Annotated in this window: 11 protein-coding genes; 4 read left to right on the top strand and 7 right to left on the bottom strand. The window is 72.2% G+C overall.

The window, feature by feature from the left end:
- Positions 1 to 60 precede the first annotated feature (60 nt).
- From ABZ463_RS08505 to ABZ463_RS08495, 3 genes are read right to left on the bottom strand one after another with little or no spacing between them, the layout of a single operon-like run.
- Complete coding sequence (locus ABZ463_RS08505; protein ID WP_362774411.1) at positions 61 to 1,422, bottom strand: MFS transporter; 1,362 nt, start codon at positions 1,420 to 1,422, stop codon at positions 61 to 63.
- Positions 1,415 to 5,725, bottom strand: a complete 4,311-nt coding sequence (locus ABZ463_RS08500) for an amino acid adenylation domain-containing protein (RefSeq protein ID WP_362774408.1) — start codon at positions 5,723 to 5,725, stop codon at positions 1,415 to 1,417. Before ABZ463_RS08500 ends, ABZ463_RS08505 begins: the two co-directional genes overlap by 8 nt.
- Positions 5,722 to 6,006, bottom strand: a complete 285-nt coding sequence (locus ABZ463_RS08495) for a phosphopantetheine-binding protein (RefSeq protein WP_362774405.1) — start codon at positions 6,004 to 6,006, stop codon at positions 5,722 to 5,724. The genes ABZ463_RS08500 and ABZ463_RS08495 overlap by 4 nt, the downstream gene beginning before the upstream one ends.
- Before the next feature lie 330 nt (positions 6,007 to 6,336).
- Here ABZ463_RS08495 and ABZ463_RS08490 point away from each other — a divergent pair, with 330 nt between their 5' ends.
- The gene (locus ABZ463_RS08490; RefSeq protein ID WP_362774402.1) at positions 6,337 to 7,851 is read left to right on the top strand and encodes a glycoside hydrolase family 3 N-terminal domain-containing protein; all 1,515 of its coding nucleotides are present in this window, start codon (positions 6,337 to 6,339) and stop codon (positions 7,849 to 7,851) included.
- On the opposite strand, the gene ABZ463_RS08485 is transcribed toward ABZ463_RS08490, so the two are convergent.
- The 3 genes from ABZ463_RS08485 to ABZ463_RS08475 all read right to left on the bottom strand — a co-directional run bounded on the left by ABZ463_RS08485 (position 7,811) and on the right by ABZ463_RS08475 (position 11,122).
- A complete protein-coding gene (locus ABZ463_RS08485) occupies positions 7,811 to 8,626 on the bottom strand; it encodes a PIG-L family deacetylase (RefSeq protein WP_362774399.1) in 816 nt (271 codons plus the stop codon). The genes ABZ463_RS08490 and ABZ463_RS08485 overlap by 41 nt on opposite strands.
- Positions 8,626 to 9,765 carry a hypothetical protein gene (locus ABZ463_RS08480; protein ID WP_362774396.1) on the bottom strand — a complete coding sequence of 380 codons (1,140 nt, stop codon included), beginning with the start codon at positions 9,763 to 9,765 and terminating at the stop codon, positions 8,626 to 8,628. The genes ABZ463_RS08485 and ABZ463_RS08480 overlap by 1 nt, the downstream gene beginning before the upstream one ends.
- A gap of 178 nt (positions 9,766 to 9,943) precedes the next feature.
- Positions 9,944 to 11,122 (bottom strand): ROK family transcriptional regulator, encoded by a 1,179-nt coding sequence (locus ABZ463_RS08475; RefSeq protein ID WP_352008486.1) that lies wholly within the window; start codon positions 11,120 to 11,122, stop codon positions 9,944 to 9,946.
- Between the two features lie 315 nt (positions 11,123 to 11,437).
- Here ABZ463_RS08475 and ABZ463_RS08470 point away from each other — a divergent pair, with 315 nt between their 5' ends.
- The 3 genes from ABZ463_RS08470 to ABZ463_RS08460 are packed head-to-tail and all read left to right on the top strand — an operon-like array spanning position 11,438 to position 14,403.
- Positions 11,438 to 13,114 (top strand): condensation domain-containing protein, encoded by a 1,677-nt coding sequence (locus tag ABZ463_RS08470; RefSeq protein ID WP_362774393.1) that lies wholly within the window; start codon positions 11,438 to 11,440, stop codon positions 13,112 to 13,114.
- Positions 13,115 to 13,134: 20 nt separating this feature from the next.
- Positions 13,135 to 13,584, top strand: a complete 450-nt coding sequence (locus ABZ463_RS08465; RefSeq protein WP_184719254.1) for an Rrf2 family transcriptional regulator — start codon at positions 13,135 to 13,137, stop codon at positions 13,582 to 13,584.
- Positions 13,585 to 13,611: 27 nt separating this feature from the next.
- On the top strand, positions 13,612 to 14,403 hold the full coding sequence (locus tag ABZ463_RS08460; RefSeq protein WP_362774389.1) for a DNA-formamidopyrimidine glycosylase family protein: 792 nt from the start codon (positions 13,612 to 13,614) through the stop codon (positions 14,401 to 14,403).
- Here ABZ463_RS08460 and ABZ463_RS08455 read toward each other — a convergent pair.
- Positions 14,400 to 14,762: a helix-turn-helix transcriptional regulator gene (locus ABZ463_RS08455; protein ID WP_352008483.1), complete on the bottom strand. Its 363-nt coding sequence runs from the start codon at positions 14,760 to 14,762 to the stop codon at positions 14,400 to 14,402. The two genes, ABZ463_RS08460 and ABZ463_RS08455, sit on opposite strands and share 4 nt — an antisense overlap.
- Positions 14,763 to 14,921 lie beyond the last annotated feature (159 nt).

Here is a 14,921-nt window from a genome sequence, read left to right as displayed (position 1 = left end):
CTTCTCCGCGCATGACTTCTCCGCGCGTGGCTCCTCGCTGAGCACACGACGCCTGTCGGATCACACGGTCTGGGCGGCCCGCGTGGGGTCGGGCTCCGGACGCGCGTCCGGAAGCTCGGCCTCGACCCCGCGCAGGCGGGGCTGAAGGTAGAGCAGCGGGGCCAGGACCAGCAGGCCCAGGCCGGAGATGAGGAAGACGGCCGCCACACCCCGGCCGGGGCCGGTGCCGATCACGCCGCCGAGGACTCCCGCCAGCGCCCCGCCGGGAGCCATCGCGGGTTCCAGGACGCGGTCGGCGAGGGGGCCCGCGGCCAGGTAGGCGAGCACCGTCGCCGTCTGGGTGAGGGTCCGCACGGTGCTGAGCACCCGGCCGAGCGCGGCGGGTTCCGTCTTGGCCTGCACCACGGTCATCGCCGTGCCCTGCACGAACGGCAGCGTGAACAGGAAGGCGGGCGCCACGACCGCGATCAGCCACGGCGAGGGCGCGAGGCTGTGCAGGGCCAGCAGCACCCCGCCGAGCGCCGTGAACAGCACGACGCCCCGCACCCTGCGCCGGGGCCCGCCCCAGGCGCTCAGCACCAGTCCCCCGGCGAAGACGCCCGCGCCTCCGGCGAACATCAGCGCGCCCAGCACGGCCGGGGAGCCGAACGACAGGATGAGCGGCTGGACCAGCACTCCCGCGGCGCCGAAGAGCAGGTTGTGCGCGGCCAGCAGCGCGACCAGCAGGAGCAGTCCCGGCCTGGCCCGCAGGTGACGCCAGCCGAAGGCCAGGTCGCCGCGGAGCGGCTCGGGGGCGGTGACCGCGCCGGGCCGGGTCACCTCGGGCGGCAGCCGTACGGCGAACATGACGGCCATGGTGACCAGGAAGGTCGCCAGGTCGGCCACCACGACGCCGGTGATCCCCACCGTCACCAGCAGCGTGCCCGCCAGCAGCGGGGCCGCGATGTTGACCGCGTCGGCGACCTGCATCAGGCCGTTGGCGCGGCCCAGGTGCCTGCTCGGCATGATCAGCGGCATCATCGAGTGGTAGGCGGCCATGTGGAAGGTGCCGAAGACGGCCCCCGCCGCGGTGACCACGTAGACGTGCCAGACCTGCAGCGAGCCGGTGGCCAGCAGTACGGCCAGCGCGACGGTCACCACGGCCGCCCCGGCGTCCGCCGCCATCAGCAGCCGCCTGCGGTCGAGCCGGTCGGCCGCCGTGCCCGCGAGCTGCGAGAGCAGCACCTCGGGCAGCACCGCGCAGAGCATGATCAGCGTGAACTGGGTCGCCGATCCGGTGCGCTGGTACACCCAGACCCCGAGCACGAACCCGGTCAGGCTCGAACCGATGATCGACAGCAGCTGCGCGGCCCAGATGACGGCGAACCTGCGCACGCCATCGTCCACACCGGCGTCCACACCGGCGTCCACACCGTCAGTCACGGCGGCCCCCCACGAGCACTCCTGAGGCCACGTAGTGGTCCAGGTAGCGGCCGAGCAGCGCCGCGTCGGCGGGCGGGCAGACCAGCCCGGCGGGCGCGAGCATCTCCTCGGTCGCCGAGCAGTCGAAGGAGGGACCGGCCTGCCCGCCGTACTCGGCGATGAAGGCCGGGTAGAGGGCGATGGGCAGGTCGTCGCCGACCGCGACGCGGTCACGGGCGAGCCTGCGCCACTCCTCGCTCGGCATGAGCCGTACGGGGAAGCCGCGCTCGGCCAGTCCCTCCGCCAGCACGGCGGGGCGCAGCAGGCCGGGGTTGTGGTGGTGGAAGTCGCCGACGGCCCCGCTCAGCGCCAGGTGGACGATCGCCGCCGCGACGTGGTCGACCGGCGCCATGTCCAGCCGTTCCCCTTCGGGCACCGAGCCGAGGCGCGCGCAGGTCTCGAAGAACCGGCCGAGGAAGTCGTCCGGCGCGGCCGTGCCAGTCCCGCTGTCGGCGGAGATCCTGGCGGGCCGGTGGACGGAGACCGGCAGCCCGGCGTGGCGCGCCAGCCCGGCGATCCGGTCGGCGACCCACTTGCTCCGGTCGTAGCCGAGGGTGAGCGGCTCCGGGTCGGGCAGTGGGTCCTTCTCCCTGACCGTGCGTTCGCCGGGGGTCAGGTGGACGCCGAGGGTCGAGACCAGGTGGACCGGGACGGTCCTGCCGCCGCTCGTGGCCAGGCGCAGCACCTCGACGAGGCCGTCCACGTTGGCCGCCCGCAGTCTCCGGTACGGCCAGGCGAAGTTGACCACGGCCCCGTTGTGCACGATGAGGTCGGCCGTCCCGGCCAGCTCCGCGAAGCGCCCGCCGGGCAGGCCGAGGCCGGGGACGCCGAGGTCACCGGGCTCGGCGACGATCCGCCCGGCCAGGTCCTCCTCCCACAGCCCGTAGCGTTCCAGGCCCGCGCGCAGCCGTTCCTCCGGCTCGCTCCCCCTGACCAGGCAGTGCACGGTCGCCTCGGTACGGCGCAGCAGTTCGGCCAGCAGGTGGGCGCCGAGGAAGCCGGTCGCGCCGGTGAGCAGCACCCGCCGGGGCGGCCCCGTGACGACCGGCCCGCCGGGGACGACATCCGGCGGCAGGACCGCCTCCGCCCGCAGGTCCACGGTCTCGGCGGGCCCGCCGTCCACGATCCCGGCCAGGTCGGCCAGGTCGGAGGCGGTGAACACCTCGCTCATCGGCACCGTGACCCCGAGCCTGGCCGAGATCCCGGAGACGACCCGGGGCACGAGCAGCGAGGTGCCGCCCAGGTCGAAGAAGTTGTCCCCGCGTCCCGGCTCTCCGCCGAGCAGCCCCGCCCAGATCGCGGCGAGCTCCCGTTCCGTGCCCTCCCTCGGCGCCTCGTACGGCGGCGCGGAGCGCGTGTCCGGTTCCGGCAGCGCCCGGTGGTCGATCTTGCCGTGCGGGGTGAGCGGCAGCGCGGGCAGCATGACGACGGCCCCGGGCAGCATGGAGCCGGGCAGCCTGGAGGCCAGGAAGGCCCGCAGCCGCGCCAGGCCGACCGGTTCCCCGACGAGGTAGGCGACCAGCCGCCCCTCTCTCGCGACGACGACGGCCTCGCGGACCCCTGGGTGGGCCAGGCAGGCGGCCTCGACCTCACCGGGCTCGATCCTGACGCCGTTGACCTTGACCTGCCGGTCGGTCCTGCCGAGGAACTCCAGGTCGCCGCCGGGCAGCCATCTGGCCAGGTCCCCGGTGGCGTACATCCTGGCCCCCGCCCGGGGCGAGAACGGGTCGGGCAGGAAACGCTCGGCGGTCAGGCCGGGGCGGCCGAGGTAGCCGTGGGCCAGGCACTCCCCGCCGATGTGCACCTCGCCGGGCACACCCGTCGGGGCCGGGTTGCCGTGCCGGTCGAGCACGTAGACGCGGGTGTGCGCCAGCGCCGTGCCGATCGGCAGGTGGGGGGCGTTCACCTCGGCGCCGTCCGTCGTGCGGTAGGAGGTGGCGCAGACGGTCGCCTCGGTCGGCCCGTAGTGGTTGTGGAAGGCGACCCGCCCGCCGGTCAGCCCCGCCCAGGTCCGCAGCCGTGCGACCGGGACGCTCTCGCCGCCGACCATCATCGTGGTGAGCGGCCCGCGCAGCCGCAGGCCCGCCCGGTCCAGTTCCTCGACCCACTGCTGCCACAGGGCGCAGGCGGTGTCGACCATGGTGACCGAGAGGTCGTCGCACAGTTCGGCGAGGCCGGGCCCGGTCAGCGAGGCGGGGTCGGGGTGCAGCACCAGGGCGGCGCCGCTGATCAGCGCGGGGAAGACGTCCCCGGCCGAGGCGTCGAAGCTGAGCGGCGGGACCATGAGCACCCGTTCCCCCGGCCCGAAGCCGTGCAGGTCGCGGAAGGACCTGGCCAGATGGGACAGGGTCCGGTGCCCGACGACCACCCCCTTGGGGCTCCCGGTCGAACCGGAGGTGTAGATCACGTAGGCGGCCTGGTCCGGGTGCCTGGGCACGGACCTGCCCCTGACCGGCTCCCTGGCCAGCTCTCTGGCCGGCTCTCTGGCCGGCGCGATCCGGGAGGTCCAGGCGGCGAGGTCGGCGCGGGTGACGACCGGCCCCCCGGTGAACCCGGCGAACCCGGCCTCGTCCGCGATCACCGCGGCCACGCCCGCGTCCCGCAGCAGCGCGGTCAGCCGTTCCACGGGCTGGGCCGGGTCCAGCGGCACGTACGCGGCCCCCGCCTTGAGGACGCCGAGCAGCGCGACGATCGCCTCGGGGCTCGCGGTCAGGGCGAGCCCGACCCTCGGTTCGACCGGCCCCGAATCCAGCAGGGGACGCAACCCGGCGGCGACGGCGTCGGCGGCCCGGTCGAGGTCGCCGTAGGTGAGCGTCGCCTCCGCGGTGACGACGGCGGGCGCCTCCGGGGTGCGGGCGGCCTGCCTGGCGACCAGGTGGTCCAGCAGGAGGGCTCCCTCCTCCCAGGCCAGTTCCTCGGGAGGCTCGCCGAGCAGGGCCGCGCGTTCGGCCTCCGGCAGGATCTCCAGCTCGGACAACCGGCCGCCCGGGGTCGCGGTGACGGAGCCGAGCAGCGTCTCCAGGTGCACGGCCATCCGTTCGACGCTCGCCCGGTCGTACAGGGCCGTGCTGTAGTCGAACATGAGCTGCAGGTGCTCGGGGTAGACGACCACGTTCAGCGACAGGTCGAACTTGGCCGAGACCAGCCCGGACAGCACCGGCTCGACGCGCAGCCCGTCGAGTTCGAGGGAGCCTGCCTCGGGGTTGCCGAGTGTCAGCAACGTCTGGACCAGCGGGGTCCTGGCCGGGTCCCCGCCCAACCGCAGCTCGGCGACCAGCCGCTCGAACGGCACCGCGGCGTGGCCGTACATGGTGAAGGCGCGGCGCCGTACGCGTTTGAGGAGGTCGCGGAAGGCCGGGTCGCCCCCGAGGTCGGCGCGCAGGGCCAGGGTGTTGACGAAGAGCCCGAAGACCTCCTCGTCCTCCTCCCGGTCACGCCCGGCGACGGGGGTGCCGACGCAGAAGTCCTCCTGACCGCTGTAGCGGGACAGCAGGACCTGGTATGCGGCCAGCAGCACCATGAACGGGGTGCACCGCTCGGTCCTGGCCAGCTCGGTGACGCGCCGCCACAGCCCGATCGGGACCCGGTGGATCACCAGGTCCCCCTCGGTCGTCCGTACGGCGGGGCGGGGCCTGTCGGTCGGCAGTTCGAGCGCCGGGACGCCGTCGAGCTCCCTCGCCGGGCTCGTGACGTCGGCCGGGCGTTCGCGCCGCTCCCGCACGTGGTCGGAGTAGCCTCGCCGCGGCGGTGCCAGCGGTGACGGCCGTCCCGAGGCGAAGGCCGAGTAGAGAGCGGCCAGTTCGGGATAGAGGATCTGCTCGATCGACCAGGCGTCCCCGGCGATGTGGTGCACGACCAGATGGAGGATGTGCTCCTCGGGGCCGACCCGGGCCAGGACCGCGCGCAGCAGCGGCCCCGAGGCCAGGTCGAAGGGCCGGTTGCTGAGTTCGGCGAGGGTCTCCGGGGACGGCTCGCCCACCGGGGTGAGGTGTTCGACGACCACGGGTTCCGGGTCGAGCACCCTGGCCTCCGGGACGCCCTCCCGGTCGGGGAAGACGGTGCGCAGCGCCTCGTGCCTGGCGACGATCTCACTCAGCGCCCGTTCCAGGGCCCCGGTGTCGAGCGGCCCGGTCAGCCTCTCGCAGACGACCATGTTGTTGGCCCCGTCGCCGGGGGAGAGCCGGTCGAGGAACCACATGCGTTCCTGCGCGGGAGACAGCCCCGGCGCGGGGAAGAGCTCTCGTGCGGAGGGAAGCGCGTTCACGCCTGCTCTCCCCGCAGCCGGGTGACCTCCTCGGCCATGCCGGCGACGGTGGGATTGTCGAAGAAGACGTCCAGGGAGACCTCGACGCCGAGTCTGCGACGGGTCCTGGCGATGATCTGGGTGATGGTCAGCGAGTGGCCGCCGAGATCGTAGAGGTCCTCGTCGGGACCGATGTCGTCGACACGGAGCACCTCCTGCCAGATCTCGCGTATCTGGGCGGTCACCGGGTCCTCCAGGCCTAAGGGGTCGGTTTCCTTGGCCGGGGAGAACAGGTCGGTCACGGGGACTCCTCATCTGGTTCGGTTTTGACCGGTTCTTGTGGCCCGAATCCCGCGAGGACGGGCACGTTCCGTGGCTCGTCCTGGGACGCGGCCCGTGGACATGACGGCGGTGGGAGGCGACGGTGCGGAGGGACCGGCGCGATTAGCCGGGTGTGCGACATCCGGTCCGTCTCCCTCATGGGTGACTTGTCTTCGGGCGGGCGACACGGGCATGGGACCGCCAGGAAACCTTTAATTAGTAAAGTTTCCTGTCTATTAACGCAATCCGAATGCTACACATGTGGTACGTCTGAAACAAGCAAAAGACGATGTTGAAAAAACGGAGGCGTTATGAGCGTTCGCGGGGGCCTGAGTGGCGCGAGTCCCGAGCTGGCCAGGCTTGCGGACACTGTGCTGCAGCCGGGCTTCGTGGGGACCGAGGTGCCCGACTGGCTGCGCAGACGGCTCGCCGACGGGCTCGGCGGGGTCGCGCTCTACTCCAGGAACCTCGTGGACGGCCCCCAGATCAGAGCCCTGACGGCCGCCCTGCGCGCGGAGAACCCGGACGTGGTGATCGCCACCGACGAGGAGGGCGGGGACGTCACCCGGCTTGAGGCCCTCACCGGCAGCTCCCGTCCCGGCAACCTCGCCCTCGGCGCGGTGGACGACCCCGAGCTGACCGAGCGGGTGGCCCGCGAGATCGGCGCCGACCTGGCGCGGGCGGGCGTCACCCTCAACTACGCCCCCGTGATCGACGTCAACTCCGACCTGGACAACCCCGTCGTCGGCACCCGCGCCTTCGGCTCCGACCCGTGGCTGGTCGCCAGGCACGCCGCGGCGTGGGTCACCGGCCTGCAGGCCGCCGGGGTCGCCGCCTGCGCCAAGCACTTCCCCGGGCACGGCGCGACCGCCGTCGACTCCCACAACGACCTGCCGACGGTCTCCTACTCGGTCGAGGAACTCGCCGCGACCACGCTTCCGCCGTACCGGACCGCCATCGAGGCGGGAGTGCGGGCCGTGATGACCGGTCACCTGCTGGTGCCCGCCTACGACGCCGAACTCCCGGCGACGCTGAGCCACCGGCTGCTGGTCGGGCTCCTGCGGGAGGAACTCGGCTTCGACGGCCTGATCGTGACCGACGCCGTCGAGATGCCCTCGGTCGCCGAGCGCTACGGCGTGACCGGCGCCGCGGTGCGCGCCCTGGCCGCGGGTGCCGACGCCATCTGTGTCGGCGGCGAACGCAAGGGCGCGGGCGTCGTCGGTTTCATGCGCAACGCCATCATGGCCGCGGTGATCGACGGCACGCTTCCCGAGGAGCGCCTGGCCGAGGCCGCGGAGCGGGTGCGCCGCCTGGCCGCGTGGTCGGCCGAACAGCGCCGGGCGACCTGGGTCACCGGAGGCACCGAAGCCGACCCCTCCGGCCTCGCCGCGGCCAGGCGCGCCCTGCGGGTCCGCGGTGAGGGGTTCCCGCTCGTCACGGCCCCGCAGGTGGTCGAGTTCGTCTCCGAGACCAACATCGCCATCGACCGGGTCACCCCGTGGGGCGTGGCCGCGCCGCTGGCCGCGCTGCTCCCCGGCACCGACGGCGTACGGCTCGGCCCCGAGGACCCCCTCCCGGTGCCCGCCGAGGGACGCCCCCTGGTGGTCGTGGTACGCGACGCGCACCGTCACACCTGGGTCTCGGCCGGCCTCGACACCCTGCTGGCCGGACGGCCCGACGCGATCGTGGTCGAGATGGGCCTGCCCGGCCCGCTGACGCCGGGGGGCACGCACATCACCACCCACGGCGCGACGACCGCCTCGGGGCAGGCCGTGGCCGAGTTGCTCACGGGCAGGACCGCCGTGACGGACCTGACCCCGGCCTGAGCGCGCGGGCCGTACGGGACCCTGTGAGCCCGCCGCGAGTCCGGCGTGAGTTCATCGCGAACATCACGCCGGACTCGCTTTCGAGGGCCCACAGAAGTTCGTGCTGCAGCGGCCCCGGCATCGCGACGAACTCCCCGTACTCGCAGGCCAGGGGTGCGATCTGCGAGGCGTAGGACAGGACGGCGCGCCGTTTGAGCGCCCACTCCCGCTCGTCGAGCCGTACCGGCGGCTCGGGACGCAGCCGGTGCCGCCCGGCCAGCGTCAGCACCGGCTGCCGCTCCGCCAGGGCCCGCGCGGCCTCCGGAGTGCCCCACTCGCGAACCGCCGAGGCGTAGGGCAGGTCCGCGTAGGCCAGGACCTCCCCCGCCCCGAGCCCGCTCAGCGCGTCGAGCGCCCGGTCACGGACGGTCTCGTGGTCGGCGTTGCCGATGCCCATCGGGACCAGCACCCGGGTGTCCGGTGTGACGCCGGCGGTCAGGAAGTCCGCCAGCCCGTCCAGTCTCAGCGCCTGCGCGGGCACGTCGGGATAGTCGAGCGCCACCTGCTCGGCGCCGAGGACCTCACATGCCCTGGCGTCCTCCGCCAGCCGTTCACGGGCCGTCTCCTCCGCGGAGGCGAACCCGCACAGCCGGTCCCAGGACGACTCCCGCTCCGCCGCGGCGCCGCCGAGCACCGTGACGATCACCGAGGGCCCCTCGCTCCTGGCGAGGACCCCCGCGACCGACATGGCCGCGTCGTCGAAGTGCGGGGAGACCACGATCGTCCGCCAGCTCATCACACCTGTCCGTTCCTGGTCAGCACGAGTCCCCGGCTGCCCCGCTTACGCAGGTAGGCCAGGTCGTCGCAGACGAACTCAAGGGTCGGCGGGGCCAGTTCGACCCGTTCGGCCACCCGCCAGACCGACTGTTCTCTGAGCCAGGGCCAGACCACGTCGTTGAGCCGTTCGGTCTCCAGCGCCAGCAGGATCCGGTCGGTCGGCAGGGCGTCCAGCAGCGTCAGGTCCTGGTCGTAGTAGAGCATCTCGATCAGCAGGTAGGCCGCCGCAGGCCGGGAGCGCCCGGCGGCCAGCTCCTCCAGGCTCTCCGCGGAGAGCTCGGCCCCCAGGTCCCGTTCCCCCAGCCTGGCCAGGAAGGAGGCGTTCGGCTCGGTCGCCTGGACGGCGTACCCCTTGCCGACCAGCCTGCGGGTCAGCTCACCCTGGCAGGCCCCCACCTCGACCAGCGGCCCGTCGTCCGGCGCGCACCACCGGCCGATCCAGGCCGCCGTGGCGTCCAGCCGGTCCGCCTCGTACGGCGAGCGCCCGAACTCCCACGGGTCGTCGGCGACGGCCGCGTCCTCCCCCAGGCTGGAGATGAGGGCGTAGAGCCGGTTCGCCCGCTCGGTGTCGACGGTGAAGAAGCGTTCGACCACCGGCACCCGGTCGGTGGTGACGAGCCGGTCGGGCACACGGCTGCGCAGCAGCTCCCCCGCGTGCCGGTTGATGAAGTCGATCTTCGCGGCGGCCTCGGCTCCGGTGAGCCCCGCCACCTGGCCGGGAACCGTCTGCAGGAACAGGTTGTCCCCCACCGAGTACGTCACGGCCCGGCCCGCCAGCGCCCTGGAGACGATCCAGCCGAACCTGGCCCTGCGGATGCGGTGGTCGGCCGGGGAGTGGGTCCAGACCTCCCCCGTCGCCTCACCCAGCAGGCCCGCGACCTCCTCGGGTCCCGGCAGGGCCGCGGTGTTGCCCCCCGGCTCGACGAACGGCGCGAGCAGTTCCAGGCGTTCCCGCAGCGACAGGCCACCGGGGAGGGTCACCCGGGTGCCGGGGCGCCCGATGACGACCCCGATGTCGTCCTCCGCGTGCCGTCTCAGGACGGACAGGAACTCAAGTGCCACGTCCTCGGCATGCAGCACGGCGATGACGGCTGTCATAGTGCTTCGCTCCCCGATCACGGAAGAATGTCAGTTTTATGACATTTCCGCGCCAGCATAGACGATCTTCCTCACACCGCAACGGGCGATCAAGAAGAAACCGGCAAGTCGGGAAAATGGCACGTTCCATTACGCGCGGGGGGTGCTCCGGCATCCCGGAACACCCCCCGCGCACGGCTCAGGAGGCGAAGATCTCCTCGCGTGCCTGGTCGAGTGCGGCCAGGACGGCCCCGCGCAGAACCGGGTTCCCGATCACCTGACTGGGCACGACCTGCGGGCGGACCGGGCAGATCCTGGCGACCGCCTCCTCGATCCTGGAGGTGAGCACGGCTCCGCCCGCCTGGCTGATCTCCCCGGCGAGCACCACGAGCCCGGGGTCGAGCACCACGCACACCGAGGCCACGCCCAGCGCCAGACGCCCGGCGATCTCGTCGAGCAGGGGTTCCCCCCGCTCTCCCGCCCCGACCGCGGCGGCCACGCACTCGGTCGCGCTCTCGCCGCTGAAGCCGTAGGTCGCGGCGAGTTCCATCACCGCCTCCGCGCTGACCAGCGACTGCAGACCACCCGCCAGCGAGGGCAGCCGTCCGGGCACCGCCCGGATGTCCTCGGCCAGCGGCACGCCGGGTACCGGCAGGTAGCCGATCTCACCCGCGCTGCCGGACAGGCCCCGGTGCAGCCTGCCGCCGAGCACGACGCCGAGACCGATACCGCGGCCGACCCACAGCAGCACGAAGTCGTCGGCCCCGTGCGCCGCGCCACGAGCGCGCTCGGCGACCGCGACGAGGTTGACGTCGTTCTCGATCCTGACGTCGCGCCGCAGGTCACGGGCGAGCGCCTCGTGGATTCCCTCGTGCCAGCCGGGCAGGTCGAAGGAGAAACGCACGTCCCCGGTCCTGGGGTCGACGACGCCCGGGGTGCCGATCACGACCGCCCTCAGCTTGGACAGGGCGACCTTCGCCGACCGGCACGCCTTGACGACCGCGCTGTGCACCAGCGCCACCGGGTCGTCGTGCCCGTTCGGCGCGACCGTCACCTCGGCCACGATGTCCCCGTGGATATCCGCGATGGCGGTGGTCACGAATTCCGGGCCCACATCCAGACCCGCCACATAAGCGGAGGAGGGAATGATGCCGTAAAGCGCGGCATTTGGCCCTCTTCCTCCCGCCTGCTCCCCTGCCACCTCGACCAGACCGCGCTCCTCAAGGCGCGCGAGCGTCTGGGACGCCGTCACCTTGGAAAGGCCGGTGAGCTCTCCGATCTGGCCCCGCGTCAGCGGTCCCGAATCCAGCAACAGCTCCAGGGCGGCCCGGTCGTTGATCTCCCTCAGCAGCCTGGGCACGCCAGGACGTCGCTCCATACGCATGCTCTCTTGTTCGCCGTTTCCCCGTCGCAATTACATTCAGGTAAGAATAGCGGTTCTATTCATTAATAAAGCTTCCTGATAGTTTAGCCCCGAAGGGGGGTGCGGGGAGGCCAGGAGGGCCTCTTCCGGCATGTCCTTCCCCCTCCTTCCCCGGACTTACCCGCCTCCACCGCCCCCTCACAGCACGGGATCGCCGTGAAATCAGGGCTTGCGACGCCCGCCCGTCGCGTGGAACACTCCGGGAAACGGGAAATGGTAAAGATTCTTTTCAGTAAGACTCTTGCGGCGTGTGGCGAGGCAGGTCTCGACATGGAAACCGTCATCAGGATCTCGGCCTGCTACGCGGGACGACCGACCCGGCACGGCCCCGTCACGATGGGCCAGGCGAACATGGCCCGCTGCGTGCTGCGTGACCCCCCTCTGCACATGAACTTCCGTGAGACCACGGCCCTTCCCCACGGGACGACCCTGGCCGCCGTCGTCGAGGCGGTCGGGCTGCTGCTGGCCAGGCACGAGAGTCTGCGGGCCACGATCCGCGGGGACACCCAGCTGGTCTCCGGGTCCGGCACCCTGCCCGTCGAGGTCCACGTCGTCGAGGACGAGCCGGAACCGGACGCCGTCGACCGGCTGGCCGAGGAGGTCGGCCTGCGCCTGCAGGGCGACCGGTTCGACGTGGAGAACGAGCTGCCGATCCGGGTCGCGGTGATCACCGAGGGGGACGTCCCCCTCAGGATGGTCTTCGTGCTGACGCACACCTCGGTCGACGAGGTCGGCCTGGCCACCGTGATGCGCGACTGGGAACGGCTGATCAGAGGCGAGGCCGTGCCCGAGCCGTGCCCGACCCAGCCGCTCGACCTGGCCCTGGAGGAGAAGGCCCCGCCCACCCGGCTGCGCACCGCCGCCGCCCTGCGGCACTGGGGCACCCAGCTCGGCCGGGTGCCCCAGTCGATGTTCGCCGTCGACGAGACCGCCGACCCCGAGGCGCTCCGGCCCCGGCTGCGGGTCCGCTCCACCGTCGCGGCCGAGGCGCTCGGCGCCGTGGCGCGCCGTACGGGAGCCAGCAGGTCCGTGGTCACCCTCGCCGCGCTCGGGACGCTGATCGGGGCGCGGACCGTCCAGCGGACCTGCGTGATCGCCTCGCTGACCAGCAACAGGATCCGCCCCGAGGTGCGTGACTACGTCGGCCCGATCGCCCAGGACGCGCTGATCACCGCCGATCTGGAGGTCCCCACCTTCGACGAGGCCGTCCGCCGCTTCCGCACCGCCTCCCTCACCGGCTACCAGCACACCAGGTTCGACTCGATCGCGCTCTGGAACCTGATCGGGGCCGTCAACACCGAGCGGGGGATCGACTTCGCCCGTGACTGCGTCTTCAGCGACATGAGCGGGGTCGCCCTGGCCGAGCGGGAGCCTCCCCCGGCGGAGGACATCGAGTGCCGGTGGCTGCCCGAGGCCTCCTTCCCCGCGCACCTGGCGCTGTGGACCAACCGCCTTGAGGACGAGGTCGACCTGACGTTCTGGATCGACCCCCGCGTCATGTCCCGCGCCGAGGCGGAGAGCTTCGGCACCGGCCTGGTCAGACTGCTGATCGAGGCGGCGGGGCACGTGGTCCCGCTGCCGGAGGTGGCGGACCTGTGCGGGGTCCCGCCCGTCGAGTACGGCCCGGGCTGGGTCCACACCGACTCGTGCTGGGTGAACCTGGAGGCCGTGGAACGGCTGGTCGACGCGGCCCTCGGAGATCGCCCGCACCTGGTGACCCACGACGCGGACGGACGTCTGACCTGCCATGTCTCCGGAGGAACCCCCCAGGAGGCCCACGCCGCGTGCATGGCCCTGCTCCCGGGCCGCACCTCCGCGATCGCCCCTCACCACTACGTGATCCACCAGCCCGCGCCGGCGGAGGCGTGGCTGCGAGCCCCTGTCGTCACCGAAGGCTGCGGACGTGAGTTCGTTTTTTCCGCCACCTCGCGCGTAAGCAGTCAATAGCAGGCGGGATAATCGATTACATGCGTCTATCCGCTCGTGTCGACTATGCCCTACGTGCCGCCGCCGAACTCGCCGCCGCGGGTGACGGACCTACCACCGTGGGTGAGCTGGCCAAGGAGCAGGACATGCCGCCCAAATACCTAGAGAACATCCTCCTGCAGATGCGGCGAGCCGGTCTGGTCCGGGGTCAGAGAGGGCCCGAGGGCGGCTACGTGCTGGCTCGCGCCGCCTCTGAGATCACCCTGGCGGACGTGATCCGCGCCGTTGACGGGCCGCTGGCCAACGTGCGGGGCGAGCGCCCCGAGCACGTCGGCTACCGGGGCCCCGCCGAGGCGCTGCAGCAGGTCTGGATCGCGCTGCGGGCCAGTGAGCGGGCCATCCTGGAGGAGGTCACGCTCGACAGCGTGGCCACCGGTGTGCTCCCCGAACGGGTCCGCCAGCTCGCCGCCGACCCCTCGGCGTGGGACTGAGTCGCCGGCACCAGCCGGGAGACCGCCGTGCCCGAGGGTGACGTCGTCCACCTCACCGCGAAACGGCTCGGTCTCGCGCTCGACGGACGGGTGCTCACCCGCTCCGACTTCCGCGTGCCCGCCCACGCGACCGCGGATCTGACCGGCCGGGCCGTCCTGGAGACCCGGTCCCGGGGCAAGCACCTGCTCACCCGGGTCGAGGGCGGTCTGACCGTGCACACCCATCTGCGGATGGAGGGAAGCTGGCGGATCTCCAGACCGGGACGGGGCACGCCCCCGGGAGACGTCGTGCGCCTACTGCTGGCCAACGAGGAGTGGCAGGCCACAGGCGTACGGCTGGGCATGGTCGATCTGCTGCCCACCGGGCACGAGGCGAGAGTCGTCGGGCATCTCGGCCCCGACCTGCTCGGGGCGGACTGGGATCCGGGCGAGGCCGTACGGCGGCTGTCCGCCGTCCCGGAGACGACGATCGGAGAGGCGCTGCTGGATCAGCGCAACCTTGCGGGAATCGGGACCATCTACCGGGCCGAGACGCTGTTCCTGGCCGGTCTGTGGCCGTGGCGGCCCGTCGGCGCGGTCGAGGACCTGGACAAGGTGGTGAGAATCGCGCAGCGGCTACTGCACGCGAACAGGGAGCGTCCCAACAGGGTGACGACAGGAGACGCACGCCCCGGCCGGGACACCTGGGTCTACGGCAGGGCCGGACGGGCCTGCCTGCGCTGTGGGAACCGGATCAGTCGCGGTGAGATGGGGAGAGGGCCGCAGGAACGGCTGATCGTCTGGTGTCGTCACTGCCAGCCGGAACGAGTGACCGGTTAGGCAGCGACCATGTCGTTGACTTCGGGAAAGACGGAATCCGGAAGAGCCCCGGAGACCACGGTCTCGGCGATCGGCAGGCGTTCACGCTCGGGCACGTCACCGGCGAGCACCGGGGCGTGCTGAAGCTCGGCCAGCGCGAACTGGTCTGAGACCTCACGCAGCACCTGTGAGAGCGGCACACCGAGGGCACCGCAGATCGACGCGAGCAATTCGGAGGAGGCCTCCTTCTGGCCACGCTCCACCTCGGACAGATATCCGAGAGAAACACGAGCCAGTGTGGACACCTCACGCAAGGTGCGACTCTGCCGCACCCGCAGCCGCCGCAGCACGTCACCGAGCAGCTGACGCAGCAGGACCATCTGTCGCTCCCTCCCCGGCGCGGGCGCCTTCACGACACTCCGCGCGATCGGTTCGTGCCGCCCGTTCTTCGAACGCGACCCTTCGTACATACTCCTCGCCGTCATCATCGCTTGACCTTTACCTCACTCACAGTTCCACCGTACCTGTATCCACCAACC

Source organism: Streptosporangium sp. NPDC020145, assembly GCF_040631275.1.
Classification (GTDB): domain Bacteria; phylum Actinomycetota; class Actinomycetes; order Streptosporangiales; family Streptosporangiaceae; genus Streptosporangium.
The sequence above is the reverse complement of the archived record's forward strand: the minus strand, read 5'-3'. Positions and strand labels throughout refer to the sequence as shown.

Coding starts and splice junctions, on each gene's coding strand:
- ABZ463_RS08490 (WP_362774402.1), top strand. CDS start 6,337: ATGAGCGTTCGCGGGGGCCTGAGTGGCGCGAGTCCCGAGCTGGCCAGG.
- ABZ463_RS08485 (WP_362774399.1), bottom strand. CDS start 8,626: ATGAGCTGGCGGACGATCGTGGTCTCCCCGCACTTCGACGACGCGGCC.
- ABZ463_RS08470 (WP_362774393.1), top strand. CDS start 11,438: ATGGAAACCGTCATCAGGATCTCGGCCTGCTACGCGGGACGACCGACC.
- ABZ463_RS08455 (WP_352008483.1), bottom strand. CDS start 14,762: ATGGTCCTGCTGCGTCAGCTGCTCGGTGACGTGCTGCGGCGGCTGCGG.
- ABZ463_RS08480 (WP_362774396.1), bottom strand. CDS start 9,765: ATGACAGCCGTCATCGCCGTGCTGCATGCCGAGGACGTGGCACTTGAG.
- ABZ463_RS08465 (WP_184719254.1), top strand. CDS start 13,135: ATGCGTCTATCCGCTCGTGTCGACTATGCCCTACGTGCCGCCGCCGAA.
- ABZ463_RS08475 (WP_352008486.1), bottom strand. CDS start 11,122: ATGGAGCGACGTCCTGGCGTGCCCAGGCTGCTGAGGGAGATCAACGAC.